Raw genomic sequence first — 24,399 nt, 5'->3', positions numbered from 1 at the left:
CCAAAAGCGCCGGTCCGGAATCGCGACGTTCGCGTCACCGCGCCGCCACATCTACAATCCAGAATGTGCAATCAGCAGTTGGGGTTAGTTGCCCCGACGATAATACCGGTACTGTGCATGGGGTTGTTTTCGACACTTTTTTGTCGAGCGGCCCCGCGACCGACCAACAAGGATGCAACAAGATGTCCGATCTCGCCGACCTCTATCCGGGCTTCGCCGCCGAATGGATCGATACCTCGTTCGGCCGCATCTTCGCCCGCGTCGGCGGCAAGGGCCCGCCGCTGCTGCTCCTGCACGGCTTCTCCGAGACCCACGTGATGTGGCACCAGGTGGCGCCTGAGCTTGCCGAGCACTTCACGCTGATCATCGCCGACCTGCCGGGCTACGGCTGGTCCGACATGCCCGCGAGCGATGCGCTGCACATCCCCTACTCTAAGCGCGCCATGGCGAAAGCCATGGTCGAGGTGATGGAGCGCCTCGGCCACGTGCATTTCGCGCTCGCCGGCCACGACCGCGGCGGCCGCGTGTCGTATCGGCTGGCGCTCGATCATCCCGGCCGGCTGTCGAAGCTCGCCGTGCTCGATATCCTGCCGACCTATAATTACTGGGAGCGGATGAACCGCGCCTATGCCTTGAAGATCTATCACTGGACCTTCCTGGCGCAGCCCTATCCGCTGCCGGAGACGCTGATCGCAGGCCAAGGCGAGTTCTTCCTGCGCTTCAAGATGGCGAGCCAGACCAGGTCGAAGACGCTGGACGCCATCGATCCGCGCGCGCTCGAGCACTACCTCGCCCCGTTCCGCGATCCCGCCCGCATCCACGCGATGTGCGAGGATTACCGCGCCAGCGCCTATTTCGACTACGACCTCGACAAGGCCGATTTCGAGGCCGGCAAGAAGATCACGATTCCGATGCTGGCGCTGTGGGGCAATGCCGGCATCGCCCAGGCCGCCGCGACGCCGCTGGAGACGTGGACACAATGGGCCACCAACGTCGACGGCATGCCGGTGGATTCGGGGCACTTCCTCACGGAGGAGAATCCCGATGTGACAGCGAGGGCGCTGCGCGAGTTCTTCTTGGCCTGACGATCTTGTAGCCCGGATGGAGCGCAGCGAAATCCGGGATTCTCTCCTCGCCGCGGCACTGCCCCGGATTGCGCTTCGCTCCATCCGGGCTACGCGACTCCAACCTACCGCCGCTCCCGAAAGAACTCCTTCAGCAGCCGCGCCGCCTCGCTCTCGCCGACGCCGGAATAGACGTCCGGCGCGTGGTGGCAGGTCGGCGAGGCAAAGAACCGCACGCCTGACTCCACCGCGCCGCCCTTGGGGTCGGCCGCGCCGTAATAGAGCCGCCTCACCCTTGCAAACGAGATCGCGCCCGCACACATGGTGCAGGGCTCCAGCGTCACGTAGAGGTCGCAGTCGACCAGCCGCTCGCTGCCGATCTTCGCGGCGGCCGCGCGCAGCGCGATGATCTCGGCATGGGCGGTCGGATCATGGTCGGTCAGCGTCCGGTTGGCGCCGGTGGCGATGACCTCGGAAGCGCGGACCACCACGCACCCGATCGGAACTTCGCCCGATTTTCCGGCAGTTTCAGCCGCCAGAAGCGCCAAATCCATGAAAGAAGGGGCTTTCATGCCTCGTATCATCGCCAGAAACCTGCTACTAGCTCCGCCTTCAGCAAGAGTGGATACCGATTTTGCCTGAGCATGCGGCTCGCAGCGAGCGCGCACAATGCTCGCGCCACCCCTTAAGTGAGATTAGTCATGCCTCGCGACAGCGACAAAGACAACGATTCCCGCGGCCGGCGAGGCCCGGCCAAAGGCCGTAGCGGCAAGCCGCGCGGGCCTGAGAAGAAGTTCGCCAAGCGCGGCTTCGAGGGCAAGGGTGGGGGTAAGCGCGAGCGCGACAGCCGCCCGCCGCGTGGCGACCGCGACAGCCGTCCATTCCGCCGCCGCGAGGAGGGCGACGCACCGCGCCGCGATTTCAGTGACCGTCCCCGCTTCAAGCGCGACGACCGCGGCAGCGAGGGGCGCGGTGAGCGCAGCTTCAAGCCGCGCGGCGATCGCCCGTCAATTGGCCGTGACGATCGTCCGCCGCGCAGGGATCGCGACGATGCACGCTCGGCCGGCCGCTCCAGCGACAGGAAGTTCGGCGACAAGAAGCCCTACGCGCCGCGCGGCGACCGTCCAGAGCGCAAGTTCGACGGCGAACGGAAATTTTCGCGGGGCGGGCCGGATCGCCAACGCGACCGTGGGGATCGCGGACGCGACCGTGGGGATCGCGGGCCGCGCGAGGATCGTGGCGAACGTAGCTTCAAGCCGCGCGGCGACCGCCCGAATTTCGATCGCGGTGATCGCGCACCGCGCGGTGATCGCCCACGCAAGAGCTTCGACAAGGATTTCGGCGGCCGCGATCGCGGCGACGAGAAGCCCTGGCGTCAGCGCGACGATCGGCGGGAGGGTGGCCGTGGCGAGGACCGTCCGCGTTTCTCTCGTTCGCGCGACGACCGCGCATCCGGTGACCGCCCGTTTCGCGAGCGGCCGAAATTCGATCGGCCCCGTGACCGCGACAGCGAACGCGGTGACCGTCCGAAATTCGATCGGCCGCGCCAGCGCCCCGAAGGCCGCATGGACTGGCAGGAGCATCCGCGCAACGAAGGCCGCTTCCGCGATCGTCCGCGCCGCGACAACGAGGACGACAGCAGGATTTTCGAGAAGCGTCCCGCCTTCGGCGGCCGCGGCGCCTATCGCGAGCGCGATCGTGATTTCGAGGGCCGGCCGCGCCGCGACGAGGCGCCGAAGCCGAAGAAGGCCGGCGAGCGCATCGCCAAGGTGCTGGCCCGCGCCGGTCTCGCCTCGCGCCGCGACGCCGAGGAGATGGTCACGCAGGGCCGCGTCACCGTCAACGGCCGGGTCATCAACTCGCCGGCGCTCGACGTCACCAAGAACGACGTCGTCATGGTCGACGGCAAGCCGTTGCCGGAGCGTGAACGCACGCGGCTTTTCCTCTACCACAAGCCGCGCGGGCTGATGACGACGCATGACGACCCCGAGGGCCGTCCGACCGTGTTCGACAATCTGCCCGAAGGCCTGCCGCGGCTGATCAGCGTCGGCCGGCTCGACTTCAACACCGAAGGGCTCTTGCTGCTCACGAACGACGGCGGCCTCGCGCGCACGCTCGAGCTGCCCGACACCGGCTGGCTGCGCCGCTACCGCGTCCGCGCCCATGGCGACGTCACCCAGGCGCAGCTCGACCAGCTCAAGAACGGCATCGAGATCGAGGGCGTCAAGTATGGTCCGATCGAGGCCACGCTGGAACGCGACCAGGGCGCCAATGTCTGGCTGGTGTTCGCGATCCGCGAGGGCAAGAACCGCGAGGTGCGCAATGTCTGCGCCCATCTCGGCCTCGAGGTGAACCGGCTGATCCGCGTCTCCTACGGCCCGTTCCAGCTCGGCGAGATTCCGGAAGGTCAGGTCGAGGAGATCCGCGCGCGCGTGCTGCGCGAGCAGCTCGGCGACAAGGTGATCGAGAAGTCGGGCGCGCAGTTCGACACGCCCTCGAAGTCATCTTCGCGCTCCGGCGAGGCGCCGAGCGAGAAGAAGCCCGCCAGCAAGCGCGCGGTGATCAACGATCGCAAGGGCCGCCGTGTGCTGGTGCAGCGCACCGGCAGCGAGGAGGCGCGCGAGCGCAACGAGATGGAGGCGAGCGGCTACGGCCCGCCGCGCCGTCCCAAGCGCGGTTATCACGGCAAACGCGACCTGACGCCGCGGGAGGATTGAAGTTGCGCGTCGTCGGCGGTCGTTTGAAGGGGCGCAATCTCGCCTCACCGTCTTCGCGTGACATCCGCCCGACGGCGGACCGGTTGCGCGAGTCCGTGTTCAACATCCTCGTGCACGCCTATGACGATCCGATCCAGGACGCGCGCGTGCTCGATCTCTTCGCCGGCACCGGCGCGCTCGGCATCGAGGCGGCCTCGCGCGGGGCGAAGTTCACGCTGTTCGTGGACAACGGCGCGGAGGCGCGTGCGCTGTTGCGCAACAATGTCGAGGCGCTCGGCCTCGGCGGCGTCACCAAGGTGTATCGCCGCGATGCGACCGATCTCGGCCCCGCGCATCCCGTCGAGCCGTTCTCGCTGGTGTTTCTCGACCCGCCCTACGGCAAGGGCTTCGCCGAGAAGGCGGTCGCGAGCCTGCGCGACGGCGGCTGGCTCACCCCGGGCGCGCTGCTGGTGGTGGAAGAGGCGAAGGCCGCGCAGTTCGTGACGCCACAAGGTTTTGAGGAGCTGGAGCGGCGGGCCTATGACGACACGGAGTTTGTGTTCTTGCGTAGGGCGGATTAGCAAAGCGTAATCCGCCACTGTCTCTCACGGCGGAAGCTGAAGAGGTGGATTCCTTCGGCTAATCCACCCTACGGCACCGTCACCGCCGCCCGAACAGCTTCTCCACGTCGCTGAGCTTCAGCTCGACATAGGTCGGCCGGCCGTGATTGCACTGGCCGGAGTTCGGCGTCTCCTCCATCTCGCGGAGCAGGGCGTTCATCTCCTCCGGCCGCAAGCGGCGGCCGGCGCGCACCGAGCCGTGGCAGGCCATGGTCGCCGCGACGTGCATCAGGCGGCGTTCGAGCGGCAGCGCCTCGTCCCATTCGGCCATGTGCTCGGAAAGATCGCGCAACAGGCCTCCGGCATTGGTCTTGCCGAGCAGCGACGGCGTCTCGCGCACCGCGACCGCGCCGGGGCCGAAGGATTCAATGGCAAGGCCGAACGATGCCAGCTCCTCGCTGCGCTCCAGCAGGCGCTCCACAGTGGCCTCATCCATCTCCACGATCTCAGGGATCAGCAGGATCTGCCGCTGCACGCCGTTGGCGGCGAGCGAGGCCTTCAGCCGCTCGTAGACGATGCGCTCATGGGCGGCGTGCTGATCGACGATGATCAGGCCGTCGCGGGTCTGCGAGACGATGTAGGTCTCGTGGATCTGCGTGCGCGCCGCGCCGAGCGGGCGATCGACGAGATCGCCGGCGGGTTGGCTCTCGATCCGCACGTCAGCACTGGGCGCGCCGACGTCGAAGGCAGCCTGCGCACGCTCGGCGAAGGCGGGCGCGGCGGCGCCCTCGAACGACGGCATCGGCGCCACCGGGGCGGCTGGCGAGGCGCGCCAGTCCCAGCCTGCCGGGCGGGGCGGCATGAAGGCGGGCCGGAACGAGGACAGCGCGCTCTCGCCGCTATTGGCGGCGGTGCGGCGGCCCTCGCGTGCGAGTGCTTCCTTCAAGCCATGCACGATCAGCGCGCGGACGAGGCCGGCATTGCGGAAGCGCACCTCGGTCTTGGCCGGATGCACATTGGCATCGACCTCGCGCGGATCGAGCGTGACGAACAGCGCGAGCACCGGATGGCGGTCGCGCGGCAGATAGTCGGAATAGGCCGCGCGCACGGCGCCGAGAATGAGCTTGTCGCGCACCGGCCGGCCGTTGACGAAGAGATATTGGCCGAGTGCGTTGGCCTTGGTCAGCGCGGGAGCCGCAGCATAGCCGGCGACCACGACGCCCTCGCGCTCGGCATGGACCTCGATGGCGTGGCTGCGGAACTCGGCGCCGAGGATGTCGCCAAGCCGAGTCAGCCGTCCGGCCGCGCCGGGCAGCGCCGCGGTCCAGGTCACCGGTGCGCGCTCCTCGCCGGCGAGCGTGAAGGCGATGTCGGGCCGCGCCATCGCGAGGCGCCGTACCACTTCGCGGATGGCCTCCGCCTCGGTGCGGTCGGTCTTCAGAAACTTGAGCCGCGCCGGCGTCGCGTAGAAGAGGTCGCCAACCTCGACGCGCGTGCCATGCGCCAGCGCCGCCGGCATGATCCCGGACTTCTCGCCGCCCTCGACCGACAACGCCCAGGCGTGCGGCTCGCTGGCGTGCCGCGTGGTGATGGAGAGGCGCGCCACCGAGCCGATTGAGGGCAGGGCCTCGCCGCGAAACCCGAGGGTGCGGATCTGCAGCAGGTCCTCGTCGTCGAGCTTGGAGGTGGCATGGCGCTCGACGGCGAGCGCAAGGTCTTCTGCGGTCATGCCGCTGCCGTCGTCGGTGATGCCGATTCGCCGCCGCCCGCCGCCGTCGGTGAAGACGTCGATGCGGCTCGCGCCGGCATCGATCGCGTTCTCGACCAGCTCCTTGACCACGCTCGCCGGGCGTTCGACCACCTCGCCGGCGGCGATGCGGTTGACGACCTGTTCTGGCAGCTGGCGGACGGGCATGAGGCTCACTCGGCGAATATTCTCAAGTCTAGTGCCACGCAGCGACAAATGCATGGGTCAGGTCGAGCTTCCCACACCCGAAATGGGGGACATTTTCGGCGCGCCTCGTCCGTCGGGAATGCTTGGGATGTTCCGCGCCGCCGCATATGAGGAGCACAATTCCGCGAAAGCGCCGCGAAAACCCTAAACGATCACCACACGACGCGGCTTGCATCACACCGCGCCGTTCGAACTCTCTTTGCGATGAACCGGTCCGGTGCAGGCGAACGGTGCAGAAGGCAACCGACGGTTCATCGCGACATTCCAGGAGAAATGGATGAAGTTGGTGAAGACCTCTGCGATCGCTTGCGCTCTCGCGGCCCTCGTTGCAACGCCCGTTCTCGCCCAAGGCACCTCGTCTGGGACGAGGCCTGGCGGCACCGTACAAAGCAAGCCCATGCAAGGAGGCGCGTCAGGCAGCGAGGATGAGGATCTCGGTGCACAGCAGGGCGCAGCCGGCGAGAAGGTCGGCATGAAGTCGGGCAAAGGCACGAAGGGGTCCGTCGGGACCACCGGCAGCGCGACGCGCAAGGGCACCACGGACGATGCGGCGACCGGCGGTGCTGCGGCCGGCAAGCGCTACTGACGCCAGCTCGCGAACGGCAAATCTCCGGTCGCTCGCGCGACCGGAGGTTTTTCGCATCAATCGTCGAAGCTCCGGCCGCGGCCGGCCTTGATGTCGCTGCGGCGTTTCTTGCCCTCGAGCCGGCGCTGCTTGGAGGCGAAGGTCGGCCGCGTCGCACGGCGAGGCGTCGGCCGGACCATGGCCTCCTTGAGGATCTCGACGAGACGGTCGATGGCATCCTGACGGTTGCGCTCCTGAGTGCGAAAGCGCTGAGCGTGGATCACGATCACGCCGTCCTTGGTCATGCGCTGGCCGGCAATGCGGGCAAGGCGCAGCGCCGCGTCCTCGGGCAAGGTCAGCTTGCGCGTGTCGAAGCGCAGCTGCGCGGAGGTCGCGACCTTGTTGACGTTCTGCCCGCCCGGGCCGGAGGCGCGGACAAAGCCGATCTCGATGTCGTCCTCGTCGATGACGAGATCGCGGGATATCCGCAGCATGCTGGCACCATTCGTGATGTCAGGACATACCGCGGACATCCGTCGTCAGCAATGGCGCTGCCGTGAAACGCAAATGGCCGGAAACGTCGAGAAAAGAGATCAGTTCGACTTCGTCGCCGGTGCAGCCGCCGGTTGCACGGCGGCCTGCGGGGCCCGGCCGACGACGACGGTCAGCAGCCCCTGGCCCCAGAGCCGCTTGGCGGCCGCCTTGGCATCGTCCAGCGTCACGGCGTCGACGATGGCGTTGCGCTTCTCGATATAGTCGATCGGCAGCTTGTCTTGCTGATATTGCAGCAGCGCCTGTGCCAGCTTGGACGAGGTGTCGAGCGCCAGCATCTGCGAGCCCTTGAGATAGGACTTGGCCTCATCGAGCTCCTTCTGCGTCGGGCCCTGCTCGGCGATGCGGCGCACCTCCTGTTCGATGGCCTCGATGGTGTCGCCGGCGCGGTCGGCGCGGGTGCCGGTATTGCCGATGAAAATCGCCGAGTGCTGCATCCAGAGCAGCGACTCGTACACCGAATAGGCCAGTCCGCGCTTCTCGCGCACCTCGCGATAGAGCCGGGACGATAGGCCGCCGCCGCCGAGGATGTGGTTGACGACGTAGGCCGCCATGAAGCTCGGATCACTCCGCTTCACGCCGGGTCCGCCGAAGGTGATCACCGTCTGCGGCACGTCGAGGGTCACGAAGGCGCGTTGCGGCGGCTTTGCAGCCTCGACGTCGGGGACTGGCGTCAGATTGGCTTTGGCGGGCAGGCTGCCGAAGGTGTGGTCGAGCAGCTTTCCGAGCGTAGCCGGATCGACGTCGCCGACGACCGCAATCTTGAGGCCATCCCTGGCGAGGACACGGCCGACATAATTCCTCAGGTCGGCAATTGTGATGGTCGGCACGCTGTCGAGGTTGCCGTTGCTCTGCCGGCTGTAGGGGTGATCGCCGAACGCGAGCTCCAGAAACTTGCGGCTCGCCAGCGAGGTCGGATTGGTGGTCTCGCGGCGCAGGCCCGAGATGACCTGCGAGCGGATGCGTTCGACGTCGGCCGTGTCGAAATGCGGCGAGGTCAGCGCCATCCTGAGCAGGTCGAAGGCCTCGTCCTTGTTGTCGCGCAGCATGCGAAGGCTGCCCCGGAGGGTGTCGCGGGTGGCGTTGAAGGACAGCTCGATGGCGCGGCGGTCGAGCCGTTCATGGAACGTCTTGGAATCGAGATCGCCTGAGCCTTCGTCGAGGAGAGAGCCGACCAGATTGGCAACGCCCGGCTTGTCCTTGGGGTCCTCCGCCGAGCCCCCGGCGAAGGAATATTCCATGGCAATCAGCGGCACGGTTGCGTCCTGCACGAACCAGGCTTCGATGCCGCCCGGCGAGATCAGGTGCTGGATCTTTGCGGCGGCCTGCGACGGCGAGACCGCAGAGAATGCGAGGACCGCGCCGGCGGCAACGGAGAATGCAATGTGGCGAAGGAAGGAATAGGTCACGAGCGCTTCTCCTCGCGCTTGGCGGTTGCAGTGTCCTTGATCAGGTAGCCCGTCACCGAGCGCTTCTTCTCGAGCCATTTCTGGGCGACGGCGCGAACCTGCTCGGCGGTGACGGCGCGGATGCGATCGGGCCAGCTCCTGATGTCCTCGATCGACAGGCCCGTGGTCAGCGCGCCGCCGTACCAGCGCGCCAGCACAGCCTGGTTGTCCTGGGCGTAGATCGCTTCGGCAATGAGCTGGGTTTTGACCCGCTCCAGATCCTCGGCGCGGATGGGGTTCTGCGCGACGTTGGCGAGGACCCCGTCGACCGCCTGCTCGACCTCCGAAAAACTGACGCCGGGTTTCGGTGCAGCCGAGATCGCGAACTGGGTCGGGTCGAGCGAGATGCTCGAATAGCTGGCGCTGGCGGAGACCGCGAGCGGCTTGTCGACCACGAGGGCGCGGTAAAGATAGGAATTGCTGCCGCTGCCGATCAACTGCGCCAGCACGTCGAGGGCCGCGCTCTCGCCGGCCGCGGCCGTGGTTGCCGAGGGCACGAGATAATAGCGCCGCATGTTCGGCTGCTCGACGCGCGGGTCGGCCAGCGTGACGGTGCGCGGGGCGGCGGGCTCGGGCTCCTGCGGACGAACGCGCCGCGCCGGGATCGCGGGCTGTGCGGGGATCGAGCCGAAATTGCGCTCGACCAGCGGGCGGACTTCGGCGGCGTCGACGTCGCCGGCGATCACCAGGATCGCGTTGTTCGGCGCGTAGAAGCGACGATAGAAGGCGAGCGCATCCTCGCGATCGAGCTTCTCGATCTCCTGATGCCAGCCGATCACCGGCCGCCCGTAGGGATGGTTGAGATAGAGCGCGGCCATGATCTGCTCGTTCAACCGCGCATCCGGATTGTTGGCGACGCGCATGTTGTACTCTTCGAGCACGACGTCGCGCTCGGGCAGCACGTTCTCGTCCTTGAGGACGAGGCCCGTCATGCGGTCGGCCTCGAACTCCATCATGGTCGGCAGCTGCTCTTTCGGCACGCGCTGATAGTAGTTGGTGTAGTCGACCGAGGTCGAAGCGTTCTCGTTGCCGCCGACACGCAGCACGGTCTGGGAGAATTCGCCTGCCGGATGCTTCGCGGTGCCCTTGAACATCAGGTGCTCGAGGAAGTGCGCGAGGCCGGACTTGCCGGGCGTCTCATCGGCCGAGCCGACTTTGTACCAGATCATCTCGGTGACAACGGGGGTGCGGCGGTCCGGGATCACCACGACCTGCATGCCGTTGGCGAGCGTGAAGCTGGCGGGCGGAGCCGATGTCACCGTGGTCTGGGCAAGGGCGGCGCTGGCCGAAAGGACACTCGTCGAAAGCAGCGCGGCAAGGAGGCAGGCAGCCGATCGGTAAGAGGACATCATGATCCCTGGTTGTGAGGTGCCGAGCCCGGATCTCCGGCTCGGAGGGCACGGCAGGCTACACCGTGCGGCTGAGGCTTCGCGTCACGAAGCAGAGAACTCAACGCTTAGGCAAGTTACTGATAAGCAATTTTGAACGAGGTGGGCGGACATGCACCGCCGACCCTCGCTTCGCGTGGGTCAGAATGTCGCGACAGGACAGGAACGCTATTGTTCCTTCTCCTTGCCGGATCGGACGTCGAAATAGGTCCGCTTCGAATTATCCGGGCCGGCGCCGTAGGCGTAGTTCGGCGACGGCGTCTGATATCCCGGCGGCGGCTCCACCAGCGATTGGCGTGGCGGTTCCGACGTAAACTGCTTGGACTCGGGCCCGTTCCCTTTGAAGAGTTTCCACAGCCCTCCGGTATATCCGAGTTCGGCAGGGCTCATCGTCGGATTGGCCACGTTGGTGCCCGGCTGGACCGGGTCATTGCTCGTCCTGTCGGCGGCGGCCGTCCTATGGGCGTTCAACTCGGCGGGCGACAGCGGCTGGGCGTTCTTCCAGTACTCCGTTGCCTTGTTACCGGACTTCTTCCGCTGGGCGATGGCCTCCTTGCGGCGCTTCTCGTCGGGGTCCTTCGGCCAGTTCGGCGCAGCCGCAGCCTCGGCTGCGGCAGGCGGCGGCAGGTCGAGCTTGGGCGGCACGACCAGCGGCGAACGCTCGCGGTATTCGATGCCGGGTTTTTCCATGCTCCGGGCGCCAAGGCCGGTCATCAGGTTGTCGATGAGCTTCTCTTCGAAGGTCATGTCGTCGTCGTCGTCATCGTCGGCAGCACGGGCGCCACCGGTCGACATGACGAGGCCGATGCCGAGCGCGACGGCGGCCAATTTCAGTGCCCGCCAGCCCCCCGATTGGGAGCCCCGAACCATCGAACCGCTGGTCTTCGAGCTGCGCATCACCGTACCTGTTTCATATTGTAGCAGATTGCCGCCCACACGCGGCTTGACCCTTGCAAAAGCCGGGTTCCAGCTGCCGGTCCGTATCGGCCGGGATCAGGGCGCTTTTGCGGCGGGTACCCCCAGGAAGGAATCATACAATAGCGCTGCCACCCCAGCAACGATGGCCACGTCCGCGAGGTTAAACACATACCAATTATAGGTATTTCCGGCGATCTCGATGTGGAACAGGGCGAAATCCACCACCGCGCCATAGGCCAGGCGGTCGATGCCGTTGCCAATGGCGCCGCCGATGATCAGGCCGAGCGCGACGGTCGCGAGCATGGTGTGCGAGCGGGCCATCCAGATCGCCAGCGCAACCACCGCGATCGCCTTGACGGCCATCAGCGCGAACTGCGCGGCCTGGCTGTCGTTCTGGAGCCAGCCGAAGCTGATGCCGATATTCCAGGCCAGCACCAGGTCGAAGAACGGCGTCACCCGCACCGCGCCGCGACGGGCGAGGTCGAACACGTTCAACAGCCAGAGCTTCGAGGCCTGGTCGGCCACGAGCGTGACCATGGCCGCGAGGATGCCGGCGCGGAGCGGGGTCATGGCCGACCGATCAGATGCTCACCCCCAGCGCCTTCCATTCGCGCAGCGCCTTGGCGTCGCGCGGGGTGACGTCGGGGTATTCGGCGTCTTCGCCGACCATCGGCGAGATCTTCCAGGAGCGGGCGCATTTGGTGCCGACCGCCTTCTCCACCACGACTGCAACGCCGGGCACGGCATCGAGGCGGAACGCCGAGGCCGGCGCCTCGCCCTCCCGCACCTCGTAGTTCGAAGTGATGCAGACTTCAGCCAGATCGATGTCGAACAAGGTTGCCAGCATGCCGCGATCGGCGACATAGATTACCGGCGATGCCTCGAGCGAGGAGCCGATGTTCTTGGCGGCGCGTTCCAGCTCGAGTGCGCCGGTGACGACGCGACGCACGTTGCGGATCGTCTCCCATTTCGCGGCGAGCTTGTCGTCGCGCAAGGCTTCGAGATCGGTCGGGAACAGCGTCAGGTGCACGGACGGTTCGGCGTCGGGCCGGTACATGCGCCACGCCTCCTCCGCAGTGAAGCTGAGGATCGGGGCCAGCCATTTCAGGATCGAAGCGCACAACAGGTCGATGGTCGTCAGCGCCGCCTTGCGCGTCAGTGACGAGGGCGGATCGCAATACAGCGTATCCTTGCGGATGTCGAAGTAGAAGGCGGAGAGCTCGCTGTTCAGGAAGGCCGACAGGATCGCGACCACGGTCTTGTAGTCGAACTCCCGGTAGGCCTTGCCGATCGCGGCGGCGCGACCTGAGAGCTCGTGCAGCATCAAGCGCTCGAGCTCGGGCATCTCGGCCGGCGCGATTGCGTCGGCCGGCTTGTAATGATGCAGCGTGCCCAGCATCCAGCGCACGGTGTTGCGCAGCTTGCGGTAGGTCTCGACGGTGTTCTTCAGGATCTCGGGGCCGATGCGCTGGTCGTCGGTGTAGTCGCTGGATGCGACCCAGAGCCTTAAGATGTCGGCGCCAGATTCCTTGATGACGGCCTGCGGCTCGATGGTGTTGCCGAGCGACTTCGACATCTTGCGGCCGTCCTCGGCCTGGGTGAAGCCGTGGGTCAGCACGATGTCGTAAGGCGCGCGGCCGCGCGTGCCGCAGCTTTCCAGCAGCGAGGAGTGGAACCAGCCGCGATGCTGGTCCGAGCCTTCCAGATACATCACCGTGTCGGCGCCGCCGTCGACCTTGCGCTTGATGCCGGCGAGCCCGGGAAACTGCACGGGATCTTCGAGCACGAAAGCGTGGGTGGAGCCGGAATCGAACCAGACGTCGAGAATGTCGTCGACCTTCTGCCAGTCCTCGTTCGCGCGGGGCCCGAGGAAGCGCTCGCGCGCGCCGGTCGCGTACCAGGCGTCGGCGCCTTCCTTCTCGAAGGCTTCACCGATGCGCGCATTGACGGCCTCGTCCTGGAGGATCTCGGCGGACCCGTCGCCCTTCTCGCGCACGAACACGGCGATCGGCACCCCCCAGGCGCGCTGGCGCGAGATCACCCAGTCGGGGCGTGCCTCGATCATGCCGTTGATGCGGTTCTCGCCGGACGGCGGCACCCATTGCGTCACCGAGATCGCCTGCAGCGCGCGGGCGCGCAGCGTGTCGCCGCTCTTCGTCTTGCCGCCCACCGCGATGTCCTTGTCCATCGCAATGAACCATTGCGGTGTGTTGCGGAAGATTACCGGCTTCTTGGAGCGCCAGGAGTGCGGATATTGATGCTTCAGCCGGCCGCGGGCGAGCAGCATGCCTTTCTCGACGAGCGCCTTGATCACGGCCTCGTTGGCATCGCCCTTCTCGCCCTTGTCGGTGATGACGCGCTTGCCGGCAAAGCCCGGCGCATGATCGGTGTAGGCGCCGTTCTCGTCGACGGTATAGGGGATGGCGGTGTTGATGCCGCGCGCGTCGAGATCGCGCGCCTCTGCCATCCAGACATCGAAGTCCTCGCGGCCATGGCCGGGCGCCGTGTGCACGAAGCCGGTGCCGGTGTCGTCGGTGACATGGTCGCCAGGCAGCAGCGGCACGATGAAGTCGTAGCCACCGCCGACACCCTTGAGCGGATGGGCACACTCGATCGCGTCCATGGTGTCGCCGGGGACGTCGCGGACCTTCTCATAAGCCGTCACGCGCGCCTGCTTGAAGACGTCTTGCGCGAGCGCATCGGCGAGGATGAGGAGGTCGCCGTTCCTGGCCCAATTGTCGGCGGGGGCGTCCGTCACCTTGTAGAGGCCATAAGCGATCTTCGGCGAGAACGAGATGGCGCGATTGCCCGGCAGCGTCCAGGGCGTGGTGGTCCAGATCACGACGCTCGCCGAGGCGAGCGCACCGTGCGCGGGCGAGGTCACCGGGAATTTCACCCAGACCGTATCGGACGTGTGGTCCTCGTACTCCACCTCGGCTTCGGCCAGCGCGGTCTTCTCAACCACGCTCCACATCACCGGCTTGGAGCCGCGATAGAGCGTGCCGTTTGCGGCAAACTTCATCAGCTCGCGCGCGATCTGGGCTTCGGCCGGATAGCTCATGGTGGCGTAGGGATGGTCCCAATCGCCGATCACGCCGAGGCGCTTGAACTCCTCGCGCTGCACGCCGAGCCAGTGCGTGGCATAGGCGCGGCACTCCTTGCGGAAATCAATCATCGCGGCGCTGTCGCGGAAGTCGGGCTTCTGCTTGCCCTTCTTGCGATAATGCTCCTCCTCGACCTTCCACTCGATCGGCAGGCCGTGGCAGTCCCAGCCCGGCACGTAGTTGGAATCGAAGCCGAGCATCTGCTGGCTCTTGGTGACGAGGTCCTTCAGGATCTTGTTCAGCGCCGTGCCGATATGGATGTTGCCGTTGGCGTAGGGCGGGCCGTCATGCAACACGAACTTGGCGCGGCCCTTCGCACTCTGGCGCAGCTTCTCGTAGAGGCCGATCTCGTACCAGCGCTTGAGGATCTCCGGCTCGCGCTGCGGCAGCCCGGCGCGCATCGGGAATTCGGTCTGCGGCAGGAACAGGGTCTTCGAATAGTCCTTGGCTTCAGACTTTTGGGACTTTTGCGGCTTTTCGGACATGAGGCTGACTGGCTCGGAAGGGGCGCGGGAACGGATGGCGATGCGGAATCGCGGGTGAAACGACGAAATCCCGGTCTTGCGCCGAGCCCTCAGGCTCAGGCGGAAGCCGGGCCGCTAATCCCTATGATGCGCCGCGCAAACATGGGCTCTCCATAGCAGGGGGGCGGAGGAAGCGCAAAGGTCCGGGGGCCCGGTTTCGCCTCTCAATCGATCACGCCCAGGCGCGGAAACGCGTCCGGGGCGGCGGCGAGCATGGCGCGGGCGCGGGCGGAATCGTCGTCCATCTGGTGAATCAGGGCCTCTAGACCATCGAATTTCAGCTCATCGCGGATGAAGCCGATGAAGGCGCAGTCGAGCGCCTGCCCGTAGAGGTCGCCCTTGAAGTCGAACAGGAAGATTTCGAGCAGCGGAGCGCCATTGTCGAAGGTCGGGCGGCGGCCGAAGCTGGCCACCCCGTCCAGCCGCTCGGTGCCGCGGCCGACCCGGACCGCGTAGATGCCGTGCTTGAGGCCGCAATTGGCGTCCAGGCGGATGTTGGCGGTGGGATAGCCGAGGTCGCGGCCGCGCTTTTCGCCGTGGATGACCTCGCCGGTGATGAACCAGGGCGCGCCCAGCATGGTCGTGGCCTCGTCGAGCTGGCCCTCGGCGAGGGCGATCCGGATCGCGCTGGAGGAGACCGGCCGCTCGTCGATATCGACATGCGGCTGGACGTCGACTTCGATGCCGAGCCGGGGCGCCTCGTTGACCAAGAGGCTCGGGGAGCCGACGCGACCCTTGCCGAAATGGAAGTCGTAGCCGACCGCGATGCCGCTGACGCCGAGCCGCCCGATCAGGTCATGGTGAATGAAATCTTGCGCGCTGGTTCCGGCACGGGCCTTGTCGAAGGTCATGACCACGGCGCCGGCAAGCCCGGTACCGGCCAGAAGCCGCAGCTTGGCCCGCTCGTCCGTCAGGCGGAATTGCGGGGTGTTGGGGCTGAAGAACCGTCGCGGATGCGGCTCGAAGGTCAAGGCCAGCGCAGGCCGGCCATGCGCCCTGCCCATCTCCAGGGCAGCCGCGATGACGGCGCGATGGCCGAGATGCACGCCGTCGAAATTGCCCATGGCAACCACGGCGCCCCTCGGAATCGCGGAATCCGGCGTTGTATCGCGGATGACGGTAAAAGGCGGAGCCATCAGGGGAATTCTCGAACCGGGCAGGACCGGCCCGGACCGTGGCGCGACCGGCACCGCGAAGTCAAGCGGCGGGGCGGGCAGACATTGAACACGATTTCAAGCCTTCGGAGCTGACCGCAGTTAACGCGCTGTTTAAGGCCTTGGTGCTAGTCCTTGAGGCGTGGAACTGCCGGGCGCCGGCCTGGCAGGTCCGATCGTAATATTCCTGGGTTTGCGTTGGGGGAGTCGAGATGGCGGTTGATTTGTCGATGCCGGTTCTGGTGGTGGATGACTACAGCACCATGATCCGTATCATCCGGAATCTGCTGAAGCAGCTTGGCTTCGAGAACATCGATGATGCCAGCGACGGTTCGGCAGCGCTGAACAAGATGCGCGGCAAGAAGTACGGGCTCGTGATCTCCGACTGGAACATGGAGCCGATGACGGGCTACGACCTCCTGCGCGAAGTCCGCGCGGATCCGAACCTCGCCACCACGCCCTTCATCATGATCACCGCGGAATCGAAGACCGAGAACGTGATCGCGGCCAAGAAGGCCGGCGTGAACAACTACATCGTCAAGCCGTTCAACGCGGCGACGCTGAAGACCAAGATCGAGGCGGTCTTCCCGGACATGGCGAGCGCGTAAGGGCGCTCTTCGCCGGACAACAATTTTCCATTTGGAACGTCATGCCCGGGCTTGTCCCGGGCATCCACGTTCTTGGATGCAAAAAAAGGAAGACGTGGATGACCGGGTCATAGGCGAGCGCAAGCGACGCCGTCCTTCGGACGGCTATGCCCGGCCATGACGGCGTCTGAGGCTTGCCCTTTGGTCTAAGTCCATTGCAGCTGCGCGCGCTCCGCCGTCACCACTTCAATTCGCGCATCAGCGCCTTCGGCGGGTGGCCGAACAGCTCCATGACCGAATTCGGGTCGAGCTGGTCGAGGCCCTCGAACTCCTCGGCATGGATGCCGCGGGTGACGAACAGGCAGTCGATGCCGAATTCGCGGGCGCCGGTTAAGTCGGTGCGGACGGAATCGCCGATCGCCAGCACCTTCTTCCGGTCGATCTGGTAGCCTTGGCGTTCGCCGGCAAGCGCCATGGCGCGCTCGTAGATCGGCCGGTGCGGCTTGCCGTAGAAGATCACCTCGCCGCCGAGCTCGCGGTAGAGCTCGGCGATGGCGCCGGCGCAGTAGATCAACCGGTCGCCGCGTTCCACCACGATGTCGGGGTTGGCGCAGACCAGCGTCAGCTTGCGCTCGCGCGCCTGCAGCATCATGCCGCGATAGTCTTCCGCCGTCTCGGTCTCGTCGTCGTAGAGGCCGGTGCAGACGATGTAATCGGCTTGCTCCAGCGGCGCGGTCACCGCATCGAGGCCGCGATAGATCGAGTTGTCGCGCTCGGGGCCGAGCCAGAACATCTTGCGGCCGGGATGCTCGGCGACGTAGAGCCGGGTCAGGTCGCCTGAAGATACGATCGCGTCATAGGTCTCATCGGGGACGCCGAGCTTGCGCAATTGCCGCTGCACGGAGTCGGCAGGGCGCGGTGCGTTGGTGATCAGGATTACCGTACCGCCGCGGCTGCGATAGGTGTGCAGCGCCTCGCAGGCTTCGGGGAAGGATTCCAGCCCGTTATGGACCACGCCCCAGATATCGCTGAGCACGACCTCCACGCCGCCCACGAGCTCGCGCAGGCCTTCGGCAAAATGCAGCGCGGTCATGACGTGCGCGGCCGATCAGATGCGGCGCGCGAGCGCTGCGTTTCCGGTGATGCGTTGGGGCGGAGGCGCCGAAGAGGTCGCGCCTGAGCTGGGTGTGGCGGAGCCATTGGATCCCTGAATGTCCTGCGCCTGGTTCGGCGAGGCCCCGCCGGTAGCAGATGCCCCCTCCGGCCGCAATGGCCGGGGCGGCGCGAACAGGAACCCTTGGCCGAACCGCACGTCATAGTCGAGCAGGTCGACCACGGCGCGCTCGCCTTCGATCCGTTCGGCGATCAGGTCGATGCCGAAGCGGCCGAGCAGGTCGGAGAGGTCGGACGGGTGGATGTCGGAGGCGGAGGCCTGCTTGGGATCGAGCAGCAGCGCGGCCGGCACCTTGATGAAGCGAACCCCGCGATCGGCCAGCTCGCGCGGTTCGATGCGCAAATCCGTGACATGGTCGATGGAGAAACGGAAGCCGCGCTGGGCGAGCGCCGCGAGGTTCTCGGTCTCGGCGGGGCCGAGATTGCGGAAGGTCGACTGCTTGAACTCCAGCACCAGCGAGGGTGCCAGCGCGCGGTTGGCTTCCAGGAAATCGAGACATTGCGCGAAGGTGGTGGAATTGCCCAGCGTGGACGCCGCGACGTTGCAGAACACGCCGACGTCCTTGTTGCGCACCATCAGGCGCCGCAGCACCTGCACGCATCGCAGCATCACCATGTTGTCGATGCGCCCGATCAGGCCCGAGGCTTCCGCGATGCTGATGAACTCTTCGGCGGCGATCAGCTGGTCGCGCTCGTCGCGCAGGCGCGTCACCGCCTCGTAGAACCGCACCTTGCGCTGCGGCAGCGTGACCATCGGCTGCAGGAAGATATCGATGCGGTTCTCGTCGACCGCATTGCGCAGCGTCGCCAGCAATTGGGTCTGGTTGCGTCCATTGGCGGTCTGAACCGGGGGGGCGGCCTGGACCTGCACCGTCGGCGGCGCCGGCCGTAGCGGGGGCTGCGGAAGCGGAGGAGGAGCGAGCGGCTTCTCCTCGAACGGGGCAGCCAGATCGATCGGCGTTTCCGGCTCGGGCCTTGAGACCGGGGCGGGTGCGGGAGCCGGCGCGTGGCCGGCGAGCAGATCCTCATGGGCCGCCACGGTGGTGGCGAGCTGCCTGACCAATCCGCCAAGTTCGTTGATCTCGCCGATGACCGACTGGATGCGGTCGGAATTGGTCGAATTGGACGCGGCGATGCGGCTCTCGACCGCAGCCAGCCGGCGGCCGAACTCGGCCACCTGGCGGGCGAGGTCGGCGGTGCCGCGCGAGAGATCGGCGATCTGGCCGCCGACGTCGCTGCGGTCGCGCAGCCGCATCGACACCGCGTTGTAGAGGATCAGGAAGGTCAGCGCGGTCAGCGCCACGATCGCCGATTCCGTTCCGCTGATGCCGGCGACCGAATAGAGCACGAGCCCGAGCGAGGCCGCGACCAGGACCATGCAGATGGCGATGAAGATCGTCGAAATGCGAATCATGCCGCGCGTTATGCCTTTAAGAGCTGACTGCCTCACCCGGGGAAAACACGGGTCGCTCGACCTCGTCACGCCTCATGCTCCCCCAAGCTTCGATCAGCCTAACATCATTGTTGATTCGAGGGGATAGGACTGTGTCGGAGCCTATTCAGGCCCGCGCGCCCAAAGCGTTTCGTCACACGTCTGCCGGCTCAGGTGCGGAAATCAAGACGCTCTCAGCGGAAAATCATGCCGCCCTCAAGGCCAGCGCGCCGCATGCGCCCTATCGTCCCGGCGTTTTCAACCGCAGGAGATTGCCATGTCGACATCCGCCGCGCTCAAGCCAGCCGCCCCCCAACCTGATCTTGCCGCCGTCAAGCAGCGCCAGCACGGCGCCTGGTCGTCCGGCGATTATGCCGTGGTCGGCACCACCTTGCAGATCGTCGGGGAACAGCTCTGCGAGGCCATTGACTTGCGCGCCGGCAGCAAGGTGCTGGACGTCGCTGCCGGCAACGGCAATGCGACGCTGGCGGCGGCGCGGCGCTGGTGTGACGTCACATCCACCGACTACGTGCCGGCGCTGCTCAAGCGCGGGCGCGAGCGCGCCATGGCCGAACACCTCGCCGTCGAGTTCCGCGAAGCGGATGCCGAGGCGCTGCCCTTTGCGGATGCCGCCTTCGACGTCGTGCTCTCCACTTTCGGCGTCATGTTCACGCCGGATCAGGACAGGGCGGCCTCCGAGCTCGCGCGGGTCTGCAGATCCGGCGGCAAGATCGGTCTCGCCAACTGGACGCCGCAAGGCTTTATCGGCCAGCTGTTCAAGACCATCGGCAAGCATTTGCCGCCGCCGGCCGGGGTGAAATCGCCCGCCATGTGGGGCACACCGGCACGGCTCGAGGAGATGTTCGGCGGCGTGGCCGCGGAGATCGCCGCCGAGCCGCGCATGTTCGTGTTCCGCTATCGCTCGCCGGACCACTGGCTCGACATCTTCAAGACCTTCTACGGCCCCACGCTGAAGGCGTTTGCCGCGCTCGACGCAAGCGGCCAGGCCGCGCTGACGCGCGATCTCCTGACGCTGCTCGAAGAGTTCAACCACGCCGATGACGGCACGATCGTGGTGCACAGCGAATATCTGGAAGCCGTGATAACCAAGCGCTGATCGCGCCCGGGATGCGGTCGGGCCAGCTTCGGCCCGACCGCTACCGATCAAAATGGCGCGGTGGCGCCGACCGTGTCGGCGGAGACGGCGTCCCGGGTGCCGAGCGGCTTCGCCCGCCCGGTGGTGGTATCGCGCAGCGTCTGCCGCTCGATCTCCGAATTCAGCTCGGCGCCGAACATGATGACGATCGCCGACATCCACATCCACGTCATCAGGCCGATCGCCGCGCCCAGCGAGCCGTAGGTTGCGTTGTAATTGGCGAATTCCGAGAGATACCAGGACAGCAGGGCGGAGCCTGCGATCCAGAGGATCGCGGCAATCACGGCGCCGAGGCTCAGCCATTGCCAGCGCGGCGCGTCACGGCTGGGCGCGAAGCGATAGAGGATGGCGAGTGCGACCAGCAGGATGATGAACAGCAGCGGCCATCGTGCCAGCGCCACGATCAGCTTGCTTTCCGGCGCCATGCCGAGATGATTGAGCGCAAGCGGGAAGGCGACGACGGCTCCCACCATCAACAGCAGCGCCACGATGCCGCCGACGGTGAAGGCCAGCGAGACCATGTTCAGCCGGATGAAGCTGCGCTTCTCGCGTTCCTCATAGGCGACGTTGAGGGCGTCGAAGATCGCCTTGACGCCGGCATTGGCGCTCCAGATCGCAAGCAGCAGGCCGACCAGGAAGGTGACGCCGAGCGTCGCATTGCCGTTCGACACCACGCGGGCGACCTGGTCCTCGACGATCTGGAACGAGCCCTCCGGCAGCATGGTCGCAAGCGTGTGCAGATTGGCGCTGATCGTGGCGGGATCGGCGAACAGGGCATAAGAGGAGACGAGCGCGGTGACTGCGGGGAAGAGCGCGAGCAGCCCGAAGAAGACGACGCCGCCCGCCGTCGCGAGCAGGCGATCCTCGTCGATGCGTTGATAGGTCCGCCAGAAAATGTCCTTCCAGCCAGCCCAGGGGATCTCGAACGGGCTTTTCGCGCGGCGGCCGCGGCCCGGCTGCATCGCCGCACCGGCCGGGTGCGTTTCCGGGGAATTCGCTTCGCCCTTGCGGTGGTGTTGCGGAGGCCCGGGCCTCGCCAGGCCGGAATCCTGAAAGTAGCGCTCCGCGGTCAGCACGAACACGGCCGTCGCCGCCACCAGCAGCCAGGAGTCGATCTGTTCGGGGCGCCGCGTCAGCATCACGCCTCCAGACTATGCCTGTTGCGTCGCCGCCGGGCGGCCGTCAGCCCGACCAGGCCGACCGCCGCGAGCATCAGGCCGAGCTGCACGGGACGGTTGGCGCGGGCCGGCCAGGTCTTGATGCCGCCGCGCTCGCCCGGTGCGAGCGGCGCGAGGGGAATCGTCGTTGCGACCTCCTTCACCGCCTCCTTGACCGTTCCACGCGGGATCCGGGGCGTGGCGATCGCCACGCGCAGACGGCTCGCGAGCGGCACGACCGGCTTGGCCTTGCGTTTCATCTGGGCCATGGCCACCCCGGCACAGACCGCAGCCAGCACCAGCAGCACTGCGGCGACGGCGCCAAATCCCCAGAACTGCCCGTAGGTGATCCCGACCCAGCGGTACAGGGCGATCAGTCCGACGAAGAATGCCGCGACAACGAACAGGCCGGCGACCGCGAACAGCCCGCCGGCCACCGCGTAAGATGTCACCTTGCCTGTGGCCTGGCTGGTCTGGTCACGCAGATAGGATTGAGCAGCGCGTTTGACGTGATTGAGCTTGAGCGCCATCCCGGCGCGCAGCAATTCGCCCGATGGCGCGAGCATGCGGACATCCTCCCAAGACGAGAAAATTCATCGGGGGATGAACGTGGCGATATTTGACTTGTTCCGACGGAGCGTGATCGGCCGCGATGAATCAGCCGAGATCGGCGGCCGCGATCCAGAACACCTCGCCCTCGGAATCTTCGGTGTCCAGCCAGAGCAGCGGCAGTTCCGGAAAGGCCTCGTCGACCAGCTCGCGGCCGCGGCCGATCTCGCAAATCAGCCCGCCATCCGCCGTCAGGTGGTCGGGCGCATCGCGTAGGATCCGGCGCACCACGTCGAGACCGTCGGCGCCACCATCGAAGGCGAGCTTCGGCTCGGCCCGGCACTCCGGCGGCAATGCCGCCATGCCCTCGGCGTCGACGTAGGGCGGGTTGGTGATGATCAGGTCGTATCTATTGCCGCCGAGAGGGGCGAACAGATCGCCGCGATACAGGCTGATGCGGTCCTCGAGCCCGTATTCGCCGACATTGCGCGCAGCGACCTCGAGCGCGCCCTTGGAGATGTCGACGGCGTCGATGGTGGCGTTCGGGAAATGATGCGCGGCGAGGATCGCAAGGCATCCCGAGCCCGTGCAGAGATCGAGCACGCGCTCGACCGCCGTCGGGTCGTCGATCAGCGATCCGGCCTCGCCGTGGGCGCCGAAATGCGACTCCAGGAGCTCGCCGATGAAGGAGCGCGGAACGATGACGCGCTCGTCGACATAGAAGGGCAGGCCGCGCATGTAGATCTTGTTGACGAGATAGGCGGCCGGTTTGCGCGTCGTGACGCGCTGATGGATGAGGTCAAGGAGGGTCTTGCCTTCCGCGGCGCTGACGCGCGCGTTGGCGAAGATCTCGAACTGGTCGGGATTGAGATGCAGCGCCTCGCAGACCAGGAACGCGGCTTCCGCGACGGGGTCGGTCGTGCCATGAGCAAAGGAAAGCTTGGCCTCGACGAAGCGGCTCACCGCATAGCGGACGAAGTCGAGCAGCGTGAGAAGCTCGCCGGGTCCCACCTTCGCGAGGTTAGGCGCGGCGCGGCCGCGCGCGGTCTTTTTCGTTGGCTTGGCCATCAGGATTTGGTCCAGCGTGCGGCGGCTTCGTCGTCACGGGCATGGGCCTCGACCCAGCCGGTGCCGGTGGCGCTCTCTTCCTTCTTCCAGAACGGCGCGCTGGTCTTGAGATAGTCCATCAGGAACTCGGCGGCCTGGAACGCCGCCTGTCGGTGCTGCGAGGCGGTCACCACCAGCACGATGTTCTGGCCCGGCATCAAGCGGCCGACGCGGTGGATCACCGTGATGCCGTTGAGCGGCCAGCGCGAGACGGCCTCTTCGGCGTGGCGCCTGATCTCTTCCTCCGCCATGCCCGGGTAATGTTCGAGCGTCAGCGCGGCGACCGTGGCGCTGTCCTCGTCGGCGCGGCAGATGCCGGAAAATGTCACCACAGCGCCGATATCCGTCCGGCTGCTCGTCAGGACCGAGATCTCGCGCGCGATGTCGAAATCGTCTTCCTGGATACGGATGGTGACGGGGCAGGTCATGAGGCTAGCCGCCGGTCATGGGCGGGAAGAACGCGATCTCGCGGGCGCCTGCGATGGCGGCGTCCTGCTTGACGTGAGCGCGGTCGATCGCGGCGCGGATCACCTTCGGCTTCTCGAACGCGTACGCATAGGCTTCGCTTTGGCCGGAGAGCCAGGCGATCAGCTCCTCGACGGTGCGCACGCTCGCGGGAGGCTCGATCGTCTCTTCGGCCTTGCCGACGCGCTCGCGCACCCAGGCGAAATACTTCACCTTCATCCCTCGTCCTCCTTGATGAGGTGATGGATGCCGGCGCGGAAATAGTCGTAGCCGGTGTACATGGTGAGGATCGCCGAAGCCCACAGCAGCGCGAGGCCAATCATCGAGACCACCGGCACCACCTGATCGCCGGCTGGGCCGGCGATCAGGAAGCCGATCGCAACCAGCTGGACCGTGGTCTTCCACTTCGCAAGCTTGGTCACGGGCACGCTGACACGGAGCGCAGCCAGATATTCGCGCAGGCCCGAGACCAGGATCTCGCGGCACAGGATCACGATGGCGGCCCATAGCGACCAGCCGTGAATGATGCCGTCCGCGGCCAGCATCAACAGGCAGGAGGCGACCAGTAGCTTGTCGGCGATCGGATCGAGCATGCGGCCGAAAGCCGATTGCTGATTCCAGATCCGCGCGTAATAGCCGTCGAGGTAATCCGTCACCCCTGCGGCGATGAAAAGGGCGACCGCGAGCCAGCGCAGCCAGAGCGGCTGATCCAGAATCGACTGCGCATAGATGCATCCGACCACGACCGGGATCGCGGCGATCCGGCCATAGGTCAGGATGTTGGGGAGGGACATCGCGCGGCTGGTCGTCCCTCGTGTGGTGGCGATGTTCATCCGTCCTACCAAT

23 protein-coding genes are annotated in these 24,399 nt (G+C 66.4%); 6 read left to right on the top strand and 17 right to left on the bottom strand.

Features of this window, described 5'->3' with window-relative positions:
- Positions 1–182: 182 nt before the first annotated feature.
- Entirely contained in the window at positions 183–1,085 is a 903-nt protein-coding gene (locus tag I6F37_RS15850; RefSeq protein WP_225151862.1) for an alpha/beta fold hydrolase, read from the top strand.
- Positions 1,086–1,189: 104 nt separating this feature from the next.
- On the opposite strand, the gene I6F37_RS15845 is transcribed toward I6F37_RS15850, so the two are convergent.
- Positions 1,190–1,648 (bottom strand): nucleoside deaminase, encoded by a 459-nt coding sequence (locus I6F37_RS15845; RefSeq protein ID WP_225151861.1) that lies wholly within the window; start codon positions 1,646–1,648, stop codon positions 1,190–1,192.
- Between the two features lie 117 nt (positions 1,649–1,765).
- Here I6F37_RS15845 and I6F37_RS15840 point away from each other — a divergent pair, with 117 nt between their 5' ends.
- Both I6F37_RS15840 and rsmD read left to right on the top strand, forming a co-directional pair.
- Positions 1,766–3,781, top strand: a complete 2,016-nt coding sequence (locus tag I6F37_RS15840) for a pseudouridine synthase (RefSeq protein WP_225151860.1) — start codon at positions 1,766–1,768, stop codon at positions 3,779–3,781.
- A gap of 2 nt (positions 3,782–3,783) precedes the next feature.
- Positions 3,784–4,341 carry a 16S rRNA (guanine(966)-N(2))-methyltransferase RsmD gene (rsmD, locus tag I6F37_RS15835; protein ID WP_249795282.1) on the top strand — a complete coding sequence of 186 codons (558 nt, stop codon included), beginning with the start codon at positions 3,784–3,786 and terminating at the stop codon, positions 4,339–4,341.
- A 79-nt stretch (positions 4,342–4,420) separates the two neighbouring features.
- On the opposite strand, the gene mutL is transcribed toward rsmD, so the two are convergent.
- Positions 4,421–6,235: a DNA mismatch repair endonuclease MutL gene (gene mutL, locus I6F37_RS15830; protein WP_225151857.1), complete on the bottom strand. Its 1,815-nt coding sequence runs from the start codon at positions 6,233–6,235 to the stop codon at positions 4,421–4,423.
- Positions 6,236–6,551: 316 nt separating this feature from the next.
- On the opposite strand from mutL, the gene I6F37_RS15825 reads away from it, so the two are divergent.
- Positions 6,552–6,860, top strand: coding sequence for a hypothetical protein (locus tag I6F37_RS15825; RefSeq protein WP_225126843.1), 309 nt, complete (start codon positions 6,552–6,554; stop codon positions 6,858–6,860).
- A gap of 56 nt (positions 6,861–6,916) precedes the next feature.
- On the opposite strand, the gene arfB is transcribed toward I6F37_RS15825, so the two are convergent.
- The 7 genes from arfB to I6F37_RS15790 all read right to left on the bottom strand — a co-directional run bounded on the left by arfB (position 6,917) and on the right by I6F37_RS15790 (position 15,909).
- Positions 6,917–7,333, bottom strand: coding sequence for an alternative ribosome rescue aminoacyl-tRNA hydrolase ArfB (gene arfB, locus I6F37_RS15820; protein ID WP_027575820.1), 417 nt, complete (start codon positions 7,331–7,333; stop codon positions 6,917–6,919).
- A 99-nt stretch (positions 7,334–7,432) separates the two neighbouring features.
- Positions 7,433–8,800: a pitrilysin family protein gene (locus I6F37_RS15815; protein ID WP_225151856.1), complete on the bottom strand. Its 1,368-nt coding sequence runs from the start codon at positions 8,798–8,800 to the stop codon at positions 7,433–7,435.
- Positions 8,797–10,188 (bottom strand): pitrilysin family protein, encoded by a 1,392-nt coding sequence (locus I6F37_RS15810; protein WP_036027162.1) that lies wholly within the window; start codon positions 10,186–10,188, stop codon positions 8,797–8,799. The genes I6F37_RS15815 and I6F37_RS15810 overlap by 4 nt, the downstream gene beginning before the upstream one ends.
- A gap of 207 nt (positions 10,189–10,395) precedes the next feature.
- Positions 10,396–11,124, bottom strand: coding sequence for a hypothetical protein (locus I6F37_RS15805; RefSeq protein WP_036009255.1), 729 nt, complete (start codon positions 11,122–11,124; stop codon positions 10,396–10,398).
- Positions 11,125–11,220: 96 nt separating this feature from the next.
- Entirely contained in the window at positions 11,221–11,715 is a 495-nt protein-coding gene (gene lspA, locus I6F37_RS15800) for a signal peptidase II (protein WP_036009258.1), read from the bottom strand.
- Between the two features lie 10 nt (positions 11,716–11,725).
- Positions 11,726–14,734 (bottom strand): isoleucine--tRNA ligase, encoded by a 3,009-nt coding sequence (gene ileS / locus I6F37_RS15795; RefSeq protein ID WP_225151854.1) that lies wholly within the window; start codon positions 14,732–14,734, stop codon positions 11,726–11,728.
- A gap of 203 nt (positions 14,735–14,937) precedes the next feature.
- A complete protein-coding gene (locus I6F37_RS15790; RefSeq protein WP_036027101.1) occupies positions 14,938–15,909 on the bottom strand; it encodes a bifunctional riboflavin kinase/FAD synthetase in 972 nt (323 codons plus the stop codon).
- A gap of 230 nt (positions 15,910–16,139) precedes the next feature.
- Between I6F37_RS15790 and I6F37_RS15785 the strand changes: the two genes are divergently transcribed.
- A complete protein-coding gene (locus I6F37_RS15785) occupies positions 16,140–16,535 on the top strand; it encodes a response regulator (protein WP_008567674.1) in 396 nt (131 codons plus the stop codon).
- Between the two features lie 217 nt (positions 16,536–16,752).
- On the opposite strand, the gene I6F37_RS15780 is transcribed toward I6F37_RS15785, so the two are convergent.
- The gene (locus tag I6F37_RS15780; protein ID WP_036009268.1) at positions 16,753–17,607 is read right to left on the bottom strand and encodes a TIGR01459 family HAD-type hydrolase; all 855 of its coding nucleotides are present in this window, start codon (positions 17,605–17,607) and stop codon (positions 16,753–16,755) included.
- A gap of 15 nt (positions 17,608–17,622) precedes the next feature.
- The gene (locus I6F37_RS15775) at positions 17,623–19,101 is read right to left on the bottom strand and encodes an EAL domain-containing protein (RefSeq protein ID WP_225151852.1); all 1,479 of its coding nucleotides are present in this window, start codon (positions 19,099–19,101) and stop codon (positions 17,623–17,625) included.
- 295 nt (positions 19,102–19,396) lie between these two features.
- Between I6F37_RS15775 and I6F37_RS15770 the strand changes: the two genes are divergently transcribed.
- Positions 19,397–20,236 (top strand): class I SAM-dependent methyltransferase, encoded by an 840-nt coding sequence (locus I6F37_RS15770; RefSeq protein WP_036009273.1) that lies wholly within the window; start codon positions 19,397–19,399, stop codon positions 20,234–20,236.
- Between the two features lie 47 nt (positions 20,237–20,283).
- Here I6F37_RS15770 and I6F37_RS15765 read toward each other — a convergent pair whose 3' ends face one another.
- From I6F37_RS15765 to pgsA, 6 genes are all read right to left on the bottom strand, one after another.
- The gene (locus I6F37_RS15765) at positions 20,284–21,414 is read right to left on the bottom strand and encodes a YihY/virulence factor BrkB family protein (protein ID WP_036009276.1); all 1,131 of its coding nucleotides are present in this window, start codon (positions 21,412–21,414) and stop codon (positions 20,284–20,286) included.
- Positions 21,414–21,998 carry a phage holin family protein gene (locus tag I6F37_RS15760; RefSeq protein WP_036009277.1) on the bottom strand — a complete coding sequence of 195 codons (585 nt, stop codon included), beginning with the start codon at positions 21,996–21,998 and terminating at the stop codon, positions 21,414–21,416. Before I6F37_RS15760 ends, I6F37_RS15765 begins: the two co-directional genes overlap by 1 nt.
- A gap of 91 nt (positions 21,999–22,089) precedes the next feature.
- On the bottom strand, positions 22,090–23,049 hold the full coding sequence (gene prmB, locus I6F37_RS15755) for a 50S ribosomal protein L3 N(5)-glutamine methyltransferase (RefSeq protein WP_036009280.1): 960 nt from the start codon (positions 23,047–23,049) through the stop codon (positions 22,090–22,092).
- A complete protein-coding gene (locus I6F37_RS15750; RefSeq protein ID WP_036009282.1) occupies positions 23,049–23,516 on the bottom strand; it encodes a molybdenum cofactor biosynthesis protein MoaE in 468 nt (155 codons plus the stop codon). Before I6F37_RS15750 ends, prmB begins: the two co-directional genes overlap by 1 nt.
- 4 nt (positions 23,517–23,520) lie before the next feature.
- Positions 23,521–23,772 (bottom strand): molybdopterin converting factor subunit 1, encoded by a 252-nt coding sequence (gene moaD / locus I6F37_RS15745; RefSeq protein WP_036009285.1) that lies wholly within the window; start codon positions 23,770–23,772, stop codon positions 23,521–23,523.
- Complete coding sequence (pgsA, locus tag I6F37_RS15740; RefSeq protein ID WP_036009286.1) at positions 23,769–24,386, bottom strand: CDP-diacylglycerol--glycerol-3-phosphate 3-phosphatidyltransferase; 618 nt, start codon at positions 24,384–24,386, stop codon at positions 23,769–23,771. Before pgsA ends, moaD begins: the two co-directional genes overlap by 4 nt.
- Positions 24,387–24,399: the final 13 nt, after the last annotated feature.

This window comes from Bradyrhizobium sp. NBAIM08 (genome assembly GCF_020193935.1).
Lineage (GTDB): Bacteria > Pseudomonadota > Alphaproteobacteria > Rhizobiales > Xanthobacteraceae > Bradyrhizobium > Bradyrhizobium yuanmingense.
Note: the sequence above shows the minus strand (reverse complement) of the source record. Positions and strands in the feature narration are given on the sequence as shown.

What these genes read in the sequence shown, in the direction of transcription:
- I6F37_RS15850 (WP_225151862.1), top strand. Translation starts at nt 183, where the DNA reads ATGTCCGATCTCGCCGACCTCTATCCGGGCTTCGCCGCCGAATGGATC.
- I6F37_RS15845 (WP_225151861.1), bottom strand. Translation starts at nt 1,648, where the DNA reads ATGATACGAGGCATGAAAGCCCCTTCTTTCATGGATTTGGCGCTTCTG.
- I6F37_RS15840 (WP_225151860.1), top strand. Translation starts at nt 1,766, where the DNA reads ATGCCTCGCGACAGCGACAAAGACAACGATTCCCGCGGCCGGCGAGGC.
- mutL (WP_225151857.1), bottom strand. Translation starts at nt 6,235, where the DNA reads ATGCCCGTCCGCCAGCTGCCAGAACAGGTCGTCAACCGCATCGCCGCC.
- I6F37_RS15825 (WP_225126843.1), top strand. Translation starts at nt 6,552, where the DNA reads ATGAAGTTGGTGAAGACCTCTGCGATCGCTTGCGCTCTCGCGGCCCTC.
- arfB (WP_027575820.1), bottom strand. Translation starts at nt 7,333, where the DNA reads ATGCTGCGGATATCCCGCGATCTCGTCATCGACGAGGACGACATCGAG.
- I6F37_RS15810 (WP_036027162.1), bottom strand. Translation starts at nt 10,188, where the DNA reads ATGTCCTCTTACCGATCGGCTGCCTGCCTCCTTGCCGCGCTGCTTTCG.
- I6F37_RS15805 (WP_036009255.1), bottom strand. Translation starts at nt 11,124, where the DNA reads ATGCGCAGCTCGAAGACCAGCGGTTCGATGGTTCGGGGCTCCCAATCG.
- lspA (WP_036009258.1), bottom strand. Translation starts at nt 11,715, where the DNA reads ATGACCCCGCTCCGCGCCGGCATCCTCGCGGCCATGGTCACGCTCGTG.
- ileS (WP_225151854.1), bottom strand. Translation starts at nt 14,734, where the DNA reads ATGTCCGAAAAGCCGCAAAAGTCCCAAAAGTCTGAAGCCAAGGACTAT.
- I6F37_RS15790 (WP_036027101.1), bottom strand. Translation starts at nt 15,909, where the DNA reads ATGGCTCCGCCTTTTACCGTCATCCGCGATACAACGCCGGATTCCGCG.
- I6F37_RS15785 (WP_008567674.1), top strand. Translation starts at nt 16,140, where the DNA reads ATGGCGGTTGATTTGTCGATGCCGGTTCTGGTGGTGGATGACTACAGC.
- I6F37_RS15780 (WP_036009268.1), bottom strand. Translation starts at nt 17,607, where the DNA reads ATGACCGCGCTGCATTTTGCCGAAGGCCTGCGCGAGCTCGTGGGCGGC.
- I6F37_RS15775 (WP_225151852.1), bottom strand. Translation starts at nt 19,101, where the DNA reads ATGATTCGCATTTCGACGATCTTCATCGCCATCTGCATGGTCCTGGTC.
- I6F37_RS15770 (WP_036009273.1), top strand. Translation starts at nt 19,397, where the DNA reads ATGTCGACATCCGCCGCGCTCAAGCCAGCCGCCCCCCAACCTGATCTT.
- I6F37_RS15765 (WP_036009276.1), bottom strand. Translation starts at nt 21,414, where the DNA reads ATGCTGACGCGGCGCCCCGAACAGATCGACTCCTGGCTGCTGGTGGCG.
- I6F37_RS15760 (WP_036009277.1), bottom strand. Translation starts at nt 21,998, where the DNA reads ATGCTCGCGCCATCGGGCGAATTGCTGCGCGCCGGGATGGCGCTCAAG.
- prmB (WP_036009280.1), bottom strand. Translation starts at nt 23,049, where the DNA reads ATGGCCAAGCCAACGAAAAAGACCGCGCGCGGCCGCGCCGCGCCTAAC.
- I6F37_RS15750 (WP_036009282.1), bottom strand. Translation starts at nt 23,516, where the DNA reads ATGACCTGCCCCGTCACCATCCGTATCCAGGAAGACGATTTCGACATC.
- moaD (WP_036009285.1), bottom strand. Translation starts at nt 23,772, where the DNA reads ATGAAGGTGAAGTATTTCGCCTGGGTGCGCGAGCGCGTCGGCAAGGCC.
- pgsA (WP_036009286.1), bottom strand. Translation starts at nt 24,386, where the DNA reads ATGAACATCGCCACCACACGAGGGACGACCAGCCGCGCGATGTCCCTC.